Below are 15,418 nucleotides of genomic sequence, written 5' to 3'. Positions count from 1 at the left end.
CCTCTCACCTTGCTACTATCTGCTTTTTTGATACACAGGTAAGTAAATATCAAAAGCCGTCCCTTTGCTGAGCTCGCTCTTTACATCCATTCTTCCATGGTGATCTTTTAAGATCGTCGCACAGATCGTTAAACCAAGTCCTGTACCTTCTTTTTTAGTCGAAAAGAAAGGATCATATATTTTCAGAATGTCCTCTTCGGACATTCCTTTTCCTTCATCCTGAATCGTGATTTTCCATTCATTTATCACTTTTTCTGTTGATATGTATATACTGCCGCCTTCAGGCATTGCCTCGATCGCATTTTTGATTAAGTTAATGAACAGCTGCTTCATTTGATTGGCGTCTGCTAATATCGTGCCAGCATCCTGCTTTTTAAATGGCTGTTTGAGATCAATATTTGAAAGAACGGCATTTGTGTTTAATAAGGTAATCACCTGCTCTAGCAAATCATGGAGCTGTACTTCTTGAAATTGAACCGATTGAGGTTTTGCTAAGACAAGCAGTTCACTTAAAACAAAATCGATGCGTTTAATTTCAGAAAAGATGATATCAAAATAATCGGTTCTTTCAGGATATTGCGTTTTCATCAGCTGCAAAAATCCATTGACTGAGGTGAGCGGATTTCTGACTTCATGGGCAATGCCAGCGGCTATTTGTCCTGCAACAGCCAGCTTTTGTGCCTGCATTTGCAATTGCTGATTTGATCTTTCAAGTTCAAGCTTTGCCTGCTTTTGTTTCGTGATATCTGCAACCGTTCCAATACCTCCAGTAAACTGGTGCTGTTCATCGAAATAAAGCTTATAATGCACATCTCCCCATACCTTTTTTCCTTCTTTATGGAGAAGCTGCAGCTCCACCCGCCCCTCATCCTTATGCTCTTTGATCACAGACAACAAATGCTGAACGACATGCTCTTCTTGATCAAAGTACTGATTGTACATCGTACCTAGACACTCCTCTATGTCGTAACCCGTCATTTGTTTCCATGCTTGATTTAAAAAAATGATTTCACCTTTTTCATTGGTTTCAAAAACGATTTCTTGCAAGTTATCTGTGATTCGATTCAGCCGCTCTGTCAGTTCGTGTGCTTCTTTTTCTCGTTTATTTAAATCTGATACAATCAAATTCAACCGGTCCACGTAGCCTGAGATGGTCCAAATACCGGCCAAAACAACGACTGTAAAGGCTAGATCGAGCGGCCAATTAATGTGATAGCCGCTAAGATAATAAAAGAAATCCCAGCTCAAAATTAATATAAATGCAAGAACGGATAACAGGATCCGTACTTGATAAGTTTTGTTCAAATAATTCCACCTGCCGCCCTGAGATTCTTTGTCAATTGTACCATTTTCCACTTATTTTTTGAGGAAGATGTGGCATTTTTAAGGAACTTTTTTAGAAAAAAAAGCCTGCTCTCAGCACAATGGGAGAGAACAGGCTATTTTTATTTACTGCTGAAGGGCTTCTTGAAGCTCTTTTAGCAGTAGTTCTGCGCCTTCAGCGCTTAATGTAATTTGACCATTTCCATACTCGTGGTTCTCAGAAGTAATCTCACCAGTCATCAGGCAGACGCCCTCTGGCTGATATTTTTTCAAGACGATTTTATCTCCATCTATAAAAAATTCCATACTGTCTTTAATAGCGATATCAAGTGCTCTTCTCAATTCGATTGGCATCACAATACGCCCTAGTTCATCTACTTTTCTTACAACTCCGATAGATTTCAATTTCGTTCCCTCTTTCTTTCATTAGCTCAAGATCAATCTGTTTTTCACCAATTGATATATCGTAGACGTAAGAGATTCTTAAAAGGTTTCTCCTGCATAAAAATTTTTTTCAAAATCGAAAAACCAAAGGGAAAATTTATTGTGAATGTCAAAATGAGACTTGAATTTTACAGATTCATTTCAAGATGATCACACACCCCCACAAATGACCTCAACCCTCTGAACTTTTAAATGTAAAATTGTTTAAAACAGCAAAATTAGAGATTGGGTGAAAACATGTTTCAAAATGCCGAAATTGGAATTGATTTAGGAACAGCTAACATATTGGTTTACAGTAAAAATAAAGGAATTATTCTCAATGAACCATCCGTTGTGGCAGTAGATACGGAAACAAAAACTGTCCTTGCAGTGGGGTCAGAAGCAAAAGAGATGATTGGGAAAACACCTGGAAAAATTGTAGCGATCCGTCCGATGAAAGATGGTGTCATCGCTGATTACGATATGACAACCGATTTACTCAAACAAATTATGAAAAAAGCAGGAAAAAATATTGGGTTTACCTTTAGAAAGCCGACTGTGGTTGTTTGTACACCTTCAGGTTCAACAGCTGTCGAACGCCGCGCGATCAGCGATGCTGTCAAAAATTGCGGGGCCAAGCATGTGCATTTAATTGAAGAACCCGTCGCAGCTGCAATCGGTGCTGATCTCCCGGTGGACGAGCCTGTTGCCAACGTCGTTGTAGACATTGGCGGAGGAACGACAGAGGTAGCGATCATTTCATTTGGCGGAGTTGTCTCTTGCCATTCGATCCGAATTGGCGGAGATCAACTGGATGAAGATATCATTACTTTTGTGAGAAAGAAATACAATTTACTGATCGGTGAACGGACAGCTGAACAAGTAAAAATGGAAATTGGTTATGGACTCATTGAACACGAACCTGAGTCATTAGAAGTACGTGGACGCGACCTTGTCACAGGTCTTCCAAAAACAATTACACTTGAATCAACAGAAATTCAAGGTGCTATGCGTGAATCACTTCTTCATATTTTAGAGGCGATTCGGGCTACATTAGAAGACAGCCCTCCAGAACTGAGTGGTGATATCGTAGATCGCGGCGTCATTCTAACTGGCGGTGGTGCACTATTAAACGGCATTCAAGAATGGCTCTCTCAAGAAATTGTCGTCCCAGTTCATATCGCAGCAAATCCTCTTGAATCTGTCGCAATTGGAACAGGTCGTTCATTAGAAGTCATCGACAAATTGCAAAAAACATTAAAATAATCTTCATGTTCTACTTCTTTTTTCATCATTTCGATCATATCGTGATGAATGGATAAACGTGAAGGAGGAAGAACATGTTGCTTGATTTAGGTAAACGGGTCGTTGTCACAGTCATTTTAACCGGTATTATTTTAGGAGGAATGAGCCTGTCGTTTTCACATATGCCCCCTTCTAATGCACAGCCTGTGAAACAACTGAACCGCTAAAAAAGCCGCACGAAAGCGGCTTTTTTATTTTGCTTCGGGACGGCTCCCTATTTTCCTTTTCGGTCTTAAATCTGATATGATGAACATGACTAAAGGAGGGTTTTTTATGAGTTCATTCGAAAAACAACTAGATCAATATGCAAAAACCATCGTTGAAGTAGGTGTAAATGTTCAAAGTGGTCAAGAAGTGGTCGTATCTGCGTTCACTGAATCTGTAGATCTTATCCGCCTTGTGGCAAAACACGCATATGAGCGCGGAGCGAAAAACGTACATATCCGCTGGAGTGATGGTGTTCTTACCCGTTTAAAATATGAACATGCCCCACAAGATGTGTTTGAGCAATTTCCAGAATGGGAAGCACAGATGATGGAAACCATCGCAAAACGTGGCGGTGCTTTTATTACGATCTTGTCAGAAAGCCCTGATCTTCTAAGTGGCATTGACTCGAAAAAAATTGCTTCACAGCAAAAAGCTGCAGGTTCAGCACTTCATACATATCGTCAATACGTTCAATCTGACAAAGTCGCATGGACAGTCGTCGGTGCTGCATCAAAAGATTGGGCGAAAAAGATTTTCCCTAAGCATGCCGATGAAGAAGCTGTTTCATTATTATGGGACCAAATCTTTAAAGTCGCCCGCGCTGATCAGCCAGATCCTGTTGAAGCGTGGAAAAAGCATGATGAATCACTAAATGAAAAAGTAAAAGTATTAAATGAACGTCATTACCACAAGCTGCACTATGAAGCACCAGGTACAGATTTAACGATTGAACTTCCAGAGCAGCATATTTGGGTAGGTGCTGGCAGCGTGAGTGAACGCGGCGTATCATTCATGGCCAATATGCCGACAGAAGAGGTCTTTACCGTACCTAAAAAAGATGGTGTAAACGGGACTGTCTCTAGCACAAAGCCACTTAGTTATGCAGGAAACATTATCGATGAATTTACGTTAACCTTTGAAAATGGGCGTATTGTAGATGTGAAAGCAAAAGAGGGCGAAGACATTTTAACCTCTCTCGTTGAAACAGATGAAGGCTCACATTATCTAGGTGAGGTTGCCCTTGTACCAGATGATTCACCAATTTCTAATTCAAATATCCTCTATTACAATACACTTTACGATGAAAATGCATCCAATCACCTTGCCATTGGCAGCGGTTATGCATTTAATATCGAAGGCGGTAAAGAGATGAAACGTGAGGAATTAGACGCAGCGGGTGTGAACAGCAGTATTACACACGTCGATTTCATGATTGGTTCAAAGGAAATGAATATTGATGGGATCACAAAAGATGGTAAACGTGAACCGATTTTCCGTAATGGAAATTGGGCTTTTTAAAGAAAAAAGACATCCTCATGTGGATGTCTTTTCTTTATGTTTATGCATACAGCTCTTGTAGCCTTTTTTGGATGTCTTGATCTGATAAGAACTCATCATAAGTTGTTTGTTTATCAACGATGCCGTTTGGCGTCACTTCGATAATCCGGTTTGCAACTGTTTCAACAAACTGATGGTCATGAGATGAGAAGAGCATAGCCCCTTTAAAGCTCATTAGACCGTTATTCAGCGCTGTGATGGACTCTAGGTCTAAATGGTTCGTCGGCTCGTCTAACAGCAAAATATTCGCTCCAGACAGCATCATTTTTGATAACATACAACGAACCTTTTCTCCACCTGATAAGACGCTTGCTTTTTTCTTCACTTCTTCCCCAGAGAAAAGCATACGGCCTAAGAAACCACGCAGGAAGCTTTCACTTTGATCATTCGGAGAATATTGACGAAGCCAATCCACTAGATCGACATCATTTCCTTCAAAGTATTCGCTATTGTCTTTAGGGAAAAAGGCTTGAGATGTTGTCACGCCCCATTTAAACGTCCCGCTGTCTGGCTCCATTTCACCAGCAAGGATTTTAAATAAAGTAGAGACAGCAAGTTCATTACGACTTAAGAACGCAATTTTATCCTCACGATTCATAATAAAGCTGACGTTATCCAGTACTTTTACACCGTCAATCGTTTTTGATAGACCTTCTACTTGAAGGACATCATTTCCGATTTCACGCTCTGGCGCAAAATGAACATAAGGATATTTACGAGAAGATGGTTTAATGTCATCTAGCGAAATCTTATCAAGCAATTTCTTTCTTGATGTCGCTTGCTTCGATTTAGATGCGTTCGCACTGAACCGAGCAACGAATTCTTGAAGCTGCTTAATTTGTTCTTCTTTTTTCTTGTTGGCATCCTGGCTGAGTTTTAATGCCAGCTGGCTTGATTCATACCAGAAATCATAGTTTCCGACATACACTTGAATTTTTCCAAAGTCAAGGTCTGCAATATGCGTACATACTTTGTTTAAGAAATGACGATCATGCGATACGACGATGACGGTATTTTCAAAGTTAATGAGGAACTCTTCTAACCACTGAATGGCTTGTAAGTCCAAGTGGTTCGTTGGCTCATCGAGAAGTAGAACGTCAGGCTTACCGAATAAAGCTTGTGCTAAAAGCACTTTTACCTTTTCAGATCCGCCAAGCTCAGACATTTTCTTCGATTGCAGGCTCTCTGGAATGCCAAGACCTTTTAATAGGATCGCAGCTTCACTTTCCGCTTCCCATCCGTTTAACTCAGCAAACTCACCTTCAAGCTCTGCTGCACGAATCCCGTCTTCATCTGAGAAATCAGGTTTCATATAAATCGCATCTTTTTCCTGCATCACATCATATAGACGTTTGTGACCCATGATGACGACTTTTAACACTTCAAACTCTTCGTATTCAAAGTGGTTCTGTTTTAAAATCGCTAAACGTTCACCTGGACTCATATGAACATCGCCCGTTTGAGCTTCAATTTCTCCAGAAAGAATCTTTAAGAACGTTGATTTACCAGCTCCATTGGCACCAATTAGTCCGTAGCAGTTGCCAGGAGTGAACTTAATATTTACTTCTTCAAATAATTTACGATCAGCAAATCGCAAACTAACATTATTCACTGCAATCATTTATTAATCCTCCATCACTCATTCATCAATATGAAGTATAACATGAATAACGATTGATAGAAACGTCTCTCGCTAAGAACAAAGGCTTTTTGTCCAATATGGTATAATAAGTGGGAATGTTTTTGTTGAAGGAGTTCGGGCGATTTGAGATTACTCACACTCATGGAATACTGTTTATTGATTTTCTTTATGGGCATTTATTTATCGGCGACAGGCTTTAATGCAAGAGACTTTGGCCTTTATATTGGGCTTGTCCTCATTTACACACTGGTCCACATCTTTTCAAAACGCTTTTTACAAAAGCGCGGAAAAGACAATGTGAAAATTGGATTATTCCGTTCTGTTTTGGCGATTACCGGGTCCGTTTTCGCTTCTGTTTTGGCCATTGTCATCATTGTCACGATGCTCACACCAAATTAAAAACGACCCTACATGAAGGGTCGTCCAATCAAGCACCTTTCTTACGCAATTGAGAAAGGTGTATTTATTGTGTTTGTCGAATATCGCCAAATGGGAAGAAAACAAATTCTGATGTGCCGACAATCCGATCCTTTTCAATGAGTCCGAGTCCATTTCGACTGTCCATAGAATTCAGTCTGTTGTCACCCATAACAAAGTAATCGTTTTTCGGTACTTTCACTGGACCAAAATCTCCTGTTAAATGTACCTCATACTCTTTGGCATGTGCCTTGTTCTCTTTTAAATAAGGCTCATCTACTTTTTTACCATTAATGTAAAGCGTATCATCCTTCATTTCAATCGTGTCGCCTGGAAGGCCGATCAATCGTTTGACATAATGTATTTTCTGACCGTCTTTTCCATTAATAATCACGATGTCACCACGTTTGACTCCACCGAGATAGGTGATGGTTTTGTTAACAAACAGCTTTTCTCCATCATGAAGGGTTGGTTCCATTGACTCTCCTTCCACCACATACGGCTCAAAAATAAACGTACGGATGATGAGGACGAGGGCAAGTGCAATTAAAATGGCTTTGATCCATTCAAACAGAGAACTTTTCTTCTCTTTTTTGGCTTGTTTCTCATCAGATTGAATGTCATTTTCGTTTTGTTTGTTTTCTTCGTTCAAAATACTGCTTCCTCCTAAGACTTTCTGCTAAAAGACTTGAAACGTGAATTGAATAACTTTACTTTATCACATGTCATTTAAAAATTCACAAGACAACCATTCAATTAGATATTTTTTCCTAATTTGCTAATGATTAAACAAAAAGAAGCACCGCTCTTCACGATGCTTCTTTTCAAATTAAGCTTCTTGTCGGACTGGTTTTTTTAGAATTCCGAGAAGTAGCGCTGTAACAATGGCACCGATTAAGATGCTGATGATGTAAAGAACTGGATGATTTGTTACCCAGAAAACGAATAGTCCGCCGTGCGGTGCAGGAAGCGTCACTCTAAAGAATTCTGTTAATCCACCTGCAACTGCTGCACCAATCACAGCTGAAGGAATGACGCGCAGAGGATCTGCCGCTGCAAACGGGATCGCCCCTTCCGTAATGAACGCAGCTCCCATGAAGTAACATGTAATACCTGCTTCGCGGTCACGTTTAGAGAATTTGTTTCTAAAGATCGTTGTCGCTAGGGCAATTCCTAGCGGCGGCACCATTCCACCTGCCATAATCGCAGCATGCGGTGCATAGTTGCCAGCAGCAATCATCGCAAGACCAAATGTGTAGGCCGCTTTGTTAATTGGACCACCCATATCAATGGCCATCATACCAGCTAAAATAATCCCCATTAATACAAGGTTTCCAGTACCAAGTGATTCAAGCCAGTGTGTTAATCCGTCCATGACCATTTTAACAGGCGTGTTGACGATGTAATGCATGATAATCCCTGTAAAGAAAATACCGAACAATGGATAGAGCAGAACTGGTTTAATACCATCGAGCGACTGTGGTACAAAAGTGAATACTTTTTTGAGCAGCACCACGATGTAACCAGCAAGGAAACCAGCAATCAATCCGCCTAAGAATCCAGCACCTGCTGCTGAGGCCATGAATCCGCCAACCATACCTGGTGCGAAACCTGGACGGTCTGCAATACTCATTGCGATAAATCCAGCTAATACAGCAACGATTAAGGCAAGTGCATTATCTCCGCCAATTCCTTTTAATACAGCTGCAAATGAATTGAAAGAAGGATCTTTAGGGTCAGCTGAGTTAATTCCCCAGAAGAATGAAATCGCAACGAGGATACCGCCCCCAACAACAAACGGAAGCATGTTGCTTACACCGCTCATTAAGTGCTTATAGAATCCACTTCTTCCCTTACCTGACGATTCATTTTCATCTTTTGAAGAACTGCCGCCTGAACCTTTATAAATCGGCGCATCTTGATTGATGGCTTTTTCGATCAATTCTTGCGGACGGCGAATTCCAGCTGTCACAGGTACTTCAATGACATGTTTGCCTTTAAAGCGTTCCATTTCAACTTGTTTATCAGCTGCCACAATAATAGCTGGCGCTTCTTCAATTTCTTTTGCTGTCAGGGCATGTTTAATTCCACTAGAGCCGTTTGTCTCAACTTTAATGTCAACGCCCATTTCTTTTGCTTTTTCTTTTAAAGCATCTGCGGCCATAAATGTATGCGCGATGCCTGTTGGACAAGCTGTCACCGCTAAAATTTTAGCAGGTTTTCCCGGTGCAGCCGGTTCCTCTTTGACTTCCTCTTCTTCTTCATCGTCTTTATCATGTGTATTGATAATTTCAATGATTTCATCTTCAGTAGCCGCTTCAAGAAGCTGCTTTCGGATCTCTTCACGCATGAGAAGTGTGGATAAACGAGAAAGTGCTTCTAAATGCGTGTTGTTTGCGCCTTCAGTTGCTGCAATCATAAAGACAAGGTGACTTGGCTGTCCGTCTAATGATTCATAATCTACACCAGCTGTTGAACGACCAAATGCAATGGCAGGTTCTTTCACACTTGCTGTTTTCGCATGAGGAATCGCAATTCCTTCTCCGATTCCCGTAGAGCTTTGTTTTTCACGATTAACAACAGCTGCTTTGTAGCCTTCTTTATCATTTAATTTACCAGCTGTATCTAATACAGTGACCAGTTCTTCAATAACGGCTTCTTTTTGCTGGCTGTCTAATTGAAGCTTAATCGTATGCTTCGTGAGTAGTTCTGTAATTTTCATGATGACTCCTCCTTTAAATGCGTGTGACTTTTACTTGTGGCAATAATGTATCGACAAGCTCTTTTGTTCCAAGTTCCTCAGAAAATGCTGTAGCACTTCCTGATGTGACGCCAAGCTTAAATGATTCTTCTATGGAAAGGCCTTTAGAAACGCCAGCTAAGAATCCTGCAACGACTGAATCCCCTGCACCAACTGAGTTGATCAGCTTGCCTGTTGGAACATTAGATTGAAAGATCCCTTCCTTACTGAATAAGAGAGCGCCGTCTCCAGCCATAGATACAATGACATGTTCAGCACCTTGTTCCAACAGCTTTTTCCCATAAGGAATGGCTTCTTCTGCAGATGAAATACTGGTTTCAAACATTTCACCTAACTCATGATGGTTTGGTTTCATTAAGAATGGTTTCAGATCTGCTGCTTTTTTTAAGGCTTCTCCAGAAATATCAAGTACTACTCTTACCCCTTGCTTCGCACATACCTCAGCAATGCGCTCATATGTGTTATGAGGCAGTGAAGAAGGAATGCTACCTGCTAATACAACGACATCGCCTTCTGTTAATGAAGTGAATTGGGATAAAAACGAATCGAACTGCGTTTCAGTAATACTTGGACCGAGCCCGTTGATTTCTGTTTCTTCGCCTGTTTTTAGTTTCACATTGATACGTGTATCTTCTGACACCTCATGAAAGGCTGTTTGTAATTGTTCGTTTTGTAAAAAGTCTTGAATATATTTGCCTGTAAAACCGCCAATGAATCCAAGTGCTTTTGATTCAACACCGTGCCGTTTTAAAAGCCTTGAGACATTGATTCCTTTACCACCTGGATATTTTTTGTCATAGGTTGAACGATTTAAACCACCGACCGCAAAATCCTCCACGTGTACGATGTAATCAACTGATGGGTTTAAAGTAACTGTATAAATCATGTTTTCACTACCTTTATAACCGTTTTTTCATGGTAATTATCGAATGAATCCTCTTTTGCGTCGTTTGTGATAATGGTGGCTTCCTGTAAACTAGCAAAGGTTGAAAACGATATTTCGCCAAACTTTGAGGCATCTGTTAAGATGTAGGTTTTTTTCGCCTGCTTTATAGCTCTTTTTTTAATGAGCGCTTCTTCTGGATCAGGTGTTGTAAACCCTGCCTCGGGATGAATGCCGTTCGTCCCAACAAAGCTCTTGTCAAAACGGTAATTTTCCATAGCTGTCAAAGCTGCGGCTCCCACCATGGCTCCTGTTCGATGTTTCACTGATCCGCCTATCAGGTAAAAAGAAATGCCTTTTCTCATGAGTGCTTCAATGTGCATGACACCATTTGTCACCACCACGATATCTTGATCTGGATCGATAAAGTCAATCATTTGCTGTGTTGTCGTACCAGCATCTAAGTAAATACAATCGCCTTGTTTTAAAAGTGATGCAGCTGCCTCTGCAATCAATGACTTTTCATGAAGGTTTTTGGCAGATTTCTCAAACACATCTGGTTCAAGACGAATACTAGATATTTTAGCAGCTCCTCCGTGAACTCTTTTAAGAAAGCCTTTTTCTTCGAGGGCTGATAAATCTCTTCTAATTGTAGATTCAGACGCATCCGTCATAATCGTTAAGTCCTGTATTTTGATGACATCGTTTTCTTCTAAATAGTCGATAATGAGTTGATGTCTTTCTGGTGTGAGCATTGAAAACACCCCCTTTTGAAAACGTATTCATTTTGCGCGCACCTTTATTGTAATCGCTTTTTTCAACATTATCAATACAAAACAATCAAATACATTCAATAACTATCAAAATCTTTCACAATGGTCATCTTACCTTTATATGTACCATTTGTAAACTGAAAAATATGTGACATTGAGAAGAAAGTCATGATATTAGCATTTCTATCATTTTTCATTTCATTCAATTGAACGAAAAAAAGCCTTTATGCGTTTTGCATAAAAGCTTCAGGTGTGGAGCAGCAGGCAATATATCTCGTTCTACCTTCTTGTCAGCACTTTGAAAGTTAACTTTAGGATTATTCATATCTAAGTGATTCAATAGGATCGAGCCTCGCTGCTTTATTGGCAGGAATCAGTCCAAAAATAATACCAATGAGCATACTAAATAGGACGCCTCCACATACGATTTGCCACGATACAAGAGAAGGCCACCCTGCAAACAGTGACACAAGTGAAGCACCTCCGAAGCCAAGCGCAATTCCAAGTAACCCACCGATCAGTGTAAGGACGACAGACTCAATTAAAAACTGAACGAGTATTTGAGCCCTAGTTGCCCCAAGTGCCTTTCGAATTCCGATTTCTCTTGTTCTTTCTGTGACAGATACGAGCATAATATTCATGACACCAATGCCGCCGACAAGTAATGAGATTCCAGCAATTGAGCCAATGATTGTTGTCATGACTGACGTAATTTGACCAATGCCTGCTACAATCTCTTCCAGATTGATCATTTCGTAAGCATCTTCTGTATGGTGATTTTCATTTAAGCGTGCAGCCGCACTCTTTCCCACTTCTTTCATTTGATCAGCATGTGCGACTTGAATAGACAACTTATCATATTCTTTCACACCAAATGCAGTTGTCAGCATTGCAAAAGGGACATATATTTCATTCATATCAAATGAAAACAGCCCTTCCTGTTTTGCTAAAACTCCGATCACCTCAACCGGCTGTCCATTCATCCAAATCAACTCGCCTACTGCCTTCTCTCCATTAAACAATTCTTTTTGTATCCCTTCTGAAATAACAGCTGCCCTTCTTCCGCTCCTAAAATCGATTTCACGTAAGTCCTGTCCTTCTGCTATATGTAATGAGTGTACATTCGTGTAGCCTTCATTAATCCCATTGACCGTTGCATCTATTGTTGTATCTTGGAATCTTAATTGCATGCCTTGTGCAGTGGAGGAGGCAACCTGTTTAACCCCATTCAATGCTTGAACACTTTGAATGTCTTCTTCAGTAAATGTGGCTTCAAATAACGCATTAGGATTCGCATTTAACTCCTCATCAGAGGGTGTATAGGTCATATCAATGGTATTGTTTGGCCCTGAAATTGATTCTTTCAGCATTTGCTCTCCGCCTTGACCGATGGCAACGACTGCAATCACTGATCCAACCCCAATAATAATGCCAAGCATTGTTAAAATAGACCGCAATTTATGAGCTAAGACAGAATTCAGCGCTATTTTGATATTTTCAAAGAGTTTCATTCATTGCGTCTCCTTGTATCAATCTATCTTGAACGAGGCGTCCATCTCTTACAACGACTATCCGGTTTGTATACGCAGCTATTTCTTCTTCATGAGTAACTAGCACAACCGTTGTTCCTTCCTCATTGAGCTTTGTAAACTGTTCCATAATCGAGCCGCTCGTTTTTGAATCAAGAGCGCCTGTTGGTTCATCTGCCAAGATGAGCTTCGGCTCATTGACAATCGCACGTGCGATGGCTACTCTTTGCTTTTGACCCCCTGACAACTCGTTTGGCATATGCTTCATTCGATCTGCCAAACCAACCTTTTCAAGTGCCATTTCCGCACGTTCTTTTCTTTCCTTTTGACTGATACCAGCATAAATCATTGGAAGTTCAACATTTCGCCTCGCATTTAATCTAGGCAGTAAATAAAATTGTTGAAAAACAAAACCAATGGATCGATTTCGAATCACTGCCAGTTCTTGATCCTTTGCTGCCGACAGCTCCATACCTTGAAAATGGTACTGTCCGGAGGTCGGGTGGTCCAAACAGCCGATGATATTCATTAACGTTGATTTTCCAGAGCCGGACGGGCCCATAATGGACATATACTCGCCTTTACCAATGACAAGGTCCACATCACTTAATACATCAAATGTCTCCTCAGCGACTTCGTAGCTTTTTGTCACGTTTGAAAGCTGAATCATTCAGCATTCACTTCCATTCCGTCATACATCTCATCTGATGGCTCTGCAATGATTTGATCTTCTTTTGTTAAACCTTTCGTCACTTCAAGATCATGACCTGACGTTTCACCTAATGTCACTCTTACTTTCTTCAATGCATTCTTTTCAACAACATAAACGTATGAACCATCTTTCTCTTTTTTCACGGCTGTTTCAGGAATTGTGAGCACTTGACGCTTGTCCGTTTCAATTTCCATGATCATTTTAAAGCCTGGTTTTGCATCCGGTTTTTTCCCTTTTATTTCAATTTCGACTGGATATTGTACCGTTTGATCACTTGCAGCTGTTTCTGCTGTTGACTGGGCAGGCACAGCGCCCACTTTTTTCACCACTCCTTGCCAGCTCTTTCCGCGAATGACATCAGACGTTACCTTTACTTTTTGTTTCTTTTTGACTTTCATAGCGTCATACTCAGTGATTAAGCCTCGTACGATCATTTTTTTCTCATTGCCAATATGGATCACCGGCTGTCTCTCTTCTAGCTTCCCTGCGCCAGCATCTTGCTCGATGGAGATGACTGTTCCTTCAATTTTGCTATGTATCGTTAAATCTTCTATTTGTGCCTTTACTTTTTCTTGGTTAAGCTCCGCTTGTTTTTGTTCTAATTCAGCAGCTTTGAGTTCGAGTTCAAGCTGATCTCGCTCGTTTTTCGAATCAGAGCCCACCTTTTTTCCCTGATTTTCATCTAATGTATTGAGTCTATTTTGTAATTGTTCAAGCTTTAGTGTACTTGATTCAGCCGCAAGTGCTTGCTGCTGTTCTTCAAGCTCCAGTTCCTTATTTTCATATGTTAGGAGCGGTGTTCCAACTTTCACCTTTTCTCCTTCTTTCACAGCGATATGATTCAGGCTTCCCTTCTCCTCTTCTGTATAAATGAATTGCTCCTCCGAGAATGAAAGTGTTCCAGGCGTCATCACCGTAGAAGTTATTTCTTTTGATGCAAGTTGGACTGTTTTAAATGATGCCGTAGAGGCAGGCTTTGATTGGTTTTTTGCAATATTAAATCCAATGAATAGACCAATCACAATAATGATAATGGATCCGATAATGATTTTCTTTCTCATAAAAACATTCTACCCCCAGCTTACTGCATGTTGATGGTGATCGTAGTTCCTAGATATTGAAAAATTAAAGATAATACATAAAAGACACTCACAATAATCCAAGATATTCTTGGCGAAATGCGGCCGACTTTGATCAATAAAAAGCCTGTTAAAACAAGATTCCAGATCACAAAAAGATCGATATTGGCTAACACGGCATGCCATGGACCAGACATTCGAATGAATGCGTTTAATGAGGTAACCGTGATATCTTTTGGCACATGAAAAAAAATGATCGCCAAATGAGAAATAATCGTACCAATGATCGTAATAGGCGTGATATACAGTACACCTGAAAACAGCTGATGAAATGTTGCATCACCTTTTGCCAAAAAGACGATGAACTTGTATACAGCAGTATTAATGACAATCCCAATGACCAGACCAATGAGCGTGATCACATAAACGAAAGGGATTGGTAAAATTAAATCTGCCCACAATCCTTCATTCACTAGCTGAGACAAATAAGTGACAACAACTGTTAATACAAGCACACATGATAAAGGCCACCAAACGAATGGCTGCTCCCACACTCTTTTTAAATGCTCTGATGGTCTTGTGCTTACTCCAATCATTGTGGGTTTTGGCGTTGTTTCTTTCATCAAATGTCATCCTCTCCATGTGCTGTAAGTATGGAATCGTTTTTTCATACTCTTGTTGTTCCTATTTTATCAAAAGATTGCCAATAAGTGATAGATCATTTGATTTTCTTATTTTCATAGTGATAGGATTGAATCTATTATTCTATTTTCATGAACGACATCCTTCAAATGATACCTTGATCCGACCATATTCATATGAAAAAATCATGATTTTACTGACTGAAAAACATTTTATGAAGTAAACAACATGTCTTTCGGAATAAATATCCTTTTCCTTTGGATTCAGATGGTCTCAGTTAGACACAACAATTTTTTGTTAAAATATTCCTAGTAATTTCAATGAATCCCGGCTTTATAGGACTATGTTTAGCGCCTTTTATAGAACAGATGAGCCTTTAGTATC

The 15,418-nt window shown here is 40.2% G+C and carries 15 protein-coding genes; 4 read left to right on the top strand and 11 right to left on the bottom strand.

Annotated features, from left to right (window positions below; all coding sequences use genetic code 11):
• Positions 1–15: 15 nt before the first annotated feature.
• Entirely contained in the window at positions 16–1,305 is a 1,290-nt protein-coding gene (locus MHB38_RS07390) for an ATP-binding protein (RefSeq protein ID WP_270108144.1), read from the bottom strand.
• Positions 1,306–1,449: 144 nt separating this feature from the next.
• Positions 1,450–1,728: an AbrB/MazE/SpoVT family DNA-binding domain-containing protein gene (locus MHB38_RS07385; RefSeq protein WP_017359400.1), complete on the bottom strand. Its 279-nt coding sequence runs from the start codon at positions 1,726–1,728 to the stop codon at positions 1,450–1,452.
• 276 nt (positions 1,729–2,004) lie between these two features.
• On the opposite strand from MHB38_RS07385, the gene mreBH reads away from it, so the two are divergent.
• The 3 genes from mreBH (at position 2,005) to MHB38_RS07370 (ending at position 4,557) form a co-directional block, all read left to right on the top strand.
• Positions 2,005–3,012: a rod-share determining protein MreBH gene (gene mreBH, locus MHB38_RS07380; protein WP_017359401.1), complete on the top strand. Its 1,008-nt coding sequence runs from the start codon at positions 2,005–2,007 to the stop codon at positions 3,010–3,012.
• A gap of 74 nt (positions 3,013–3,086) precedes the next feature.
• Positions 3,087–3,218, top strand: coding sequence for a protein YkpC (locus tag MHB38_RS07375; RefSeq protein ID WP_003210922.1), 132 nt, complete (start codon positions 3,087–3,089; stop codon positions 3,216–3,218).
• A gap of 106 nt (positions 3,219–3,324) precedes the next feature.
• Positions 3,325–4,557, top strand: coding sequence for an aminopeptidase (locus MHB38_RS07370; RefSeq protein ID WP_202734519.1), 1,233 nt, complete (start codon positions 3,325–3,327; stop codon positions 4,555–4,557).
• A gap of 40 nt (positions 4,558–4,597) precedes the next feature.
• Here MHB38_RS07370 and MHB38_RS07365 read toward each other — a convergent pair whose 3' ends face one another.
• A complete protein-coding gene (locus tag MHB38_RS07365; protein WP_046343439.1) occupies positions 4,598–6,217 on the bottom strand; it encodes an ABC-F family ATP-binding cassette domain-containing protein in 1,620 nt (539 codons plus the stop codon).
• 144 nt (positions 6,218–6,361) lie between these two features.
• Here MHB38_RS07365 and MHB38_RS07360 point away from each other — a divergent pair, with 144 nt between their 5' ends.
• Positions 6,362–6,637 carry a hypothetical protein gene (locus MHB38_RS07360; RefSeq protein WP_008345136.1) on the top strand — a complete coding sequence of 92 codons (276 nt, stop codon included), beginning with the start codon at positions 6,362–6,364 and terminating at the stop codon, positions 6,635–6,637.
• A gap of 64 nt (positions 6,638–6,701) precedes the next feature.
• On the opposite strand, the gene lepB is transcribed toward MHB38_RS07360, so the two are convergent.
• From lepB to MHB38_RS07320, 8 genes are all read right to left on the bottom strand, one after another.
• Positions 6,702–7,274 carry a signal peptidase I gene (gene lepB / locus MHB38_RS07355; RefSeq protein WP_202734706.1) on the bottom strand — a complete coding sequence of 191 codons (573 nt, stop codon included), beginning with the start codon at positions 7,272–7,274 and terminating at the stop codon, positions 6,702–6,704.
• A 210-nt stretch (positions 7,275–7,484) separates the two neighbouring features.
• Positions 7,485–9,377: a PTS fructose transporter subunit IIABC gene (locus MHB38_RS07350; RefSeq protein ID WP_008345139.1), complete on the bottom strand. Its 1,893-nt coding sequence runs from the start codon at positions 9,375–9,377 to the stop codon at positions 7,485–7,487.
• 13 nt (positions 9,378–9,390) lie between these two features.
• Positions 9,391–10,302 (bottom strand): 1-phosphofructokinase, encoded by a 912-nt coding sequence (pfkB, locus tag MHB38_RS07345; RefSeq protein WP_046343437.1) that lies wholly within the window; start codon positions 10,300–10,302, stop codon positions 9,391–9,393.
• The gene (locus MHB38_RS07340; protein ID WP_024719553.1) at positions 10,299–11,054 is read right to left on the bottom strand and encodes a DeoR/GlpR family DNA-binding transcription regulator; all 756 of its coding nucleotides are present in this window, start codon (positions 11,052–11,054) and stop codon (positions 10,299–10,301) included. The genes pfkB and MHB38_RS07340 overlap by 4 nt, the downstream gene beginning before the upstream one ends.
• 335 nt (positions 11,055–11,389) lie before the next feature.
• The gene (locus MHB38_RS07335) at positions 11,390–12,583 is read right to left on the bottom strand and encodes an ABC transporter permease (RefSeq protein ID WP_202734521.1); all 1,194 of its coding nucleotides are present in this window, start codon (positions 12,581–12,583) and stop codon (positions 11,390–11,392) included.
• Entirely contained in the window at positions 12,570–13,271 is a 702-nt protein-coding gene (locus tag MHB38_RS07330; protein ID WP_017367165.1) for an ABC transporter ATP-binding protein, read from the bottom strand. The genes MHB38_RS07335 and MHB38_RS07330 overlap by 14 nt, the downstream gene beginning before the upstream one ends.
• Positions 13,268–14,374, bottom strand: coding sequence for an efflux RND transporter periplasmic adaptor subunit (locus tag MHB38_RS07325; protein WP_116306807.1), 1,107 nt, complete (start codon positions 14,372–14,374; stop codon positions 13,268–13,270). Before MHB38_RS07325 ends, MHB38_RS07330 begins: the two co-directional genes overlap by 4 nt.
• A gap of 20 nt (positions 14,375–14,394) precedes the next feature.
• Positions 14,395–15,015 carry a YIP1 family protein gene (locus tag MHB38_RS07320; RefSeq protein ID WP_341002997.1) on the bottom strand — a complete coding sequence of 207 codons (621 nt, stop codon included), beginning with the start codon at positions 15,013–15,015 and terminating at the stop codon, positions 14,395–14,397.
• Positions 15,016–15,418: the final 403 nt, after the last annotated feature.

Source organism: Bacillus sp. FSL K6-3176 (assembly GCF_038003325.1).
Taxonomy (GTDB): domain Bacteria; phylum Bacillota; class Bacilli; order Bacillales; family Bacillaceae; genus Bacillus; species Bacillus altitudinis.
Note: the sequence above shows the minus strand (reverse complement) of the source record. Positions and strands in the feature narration are given on the sequence as shown.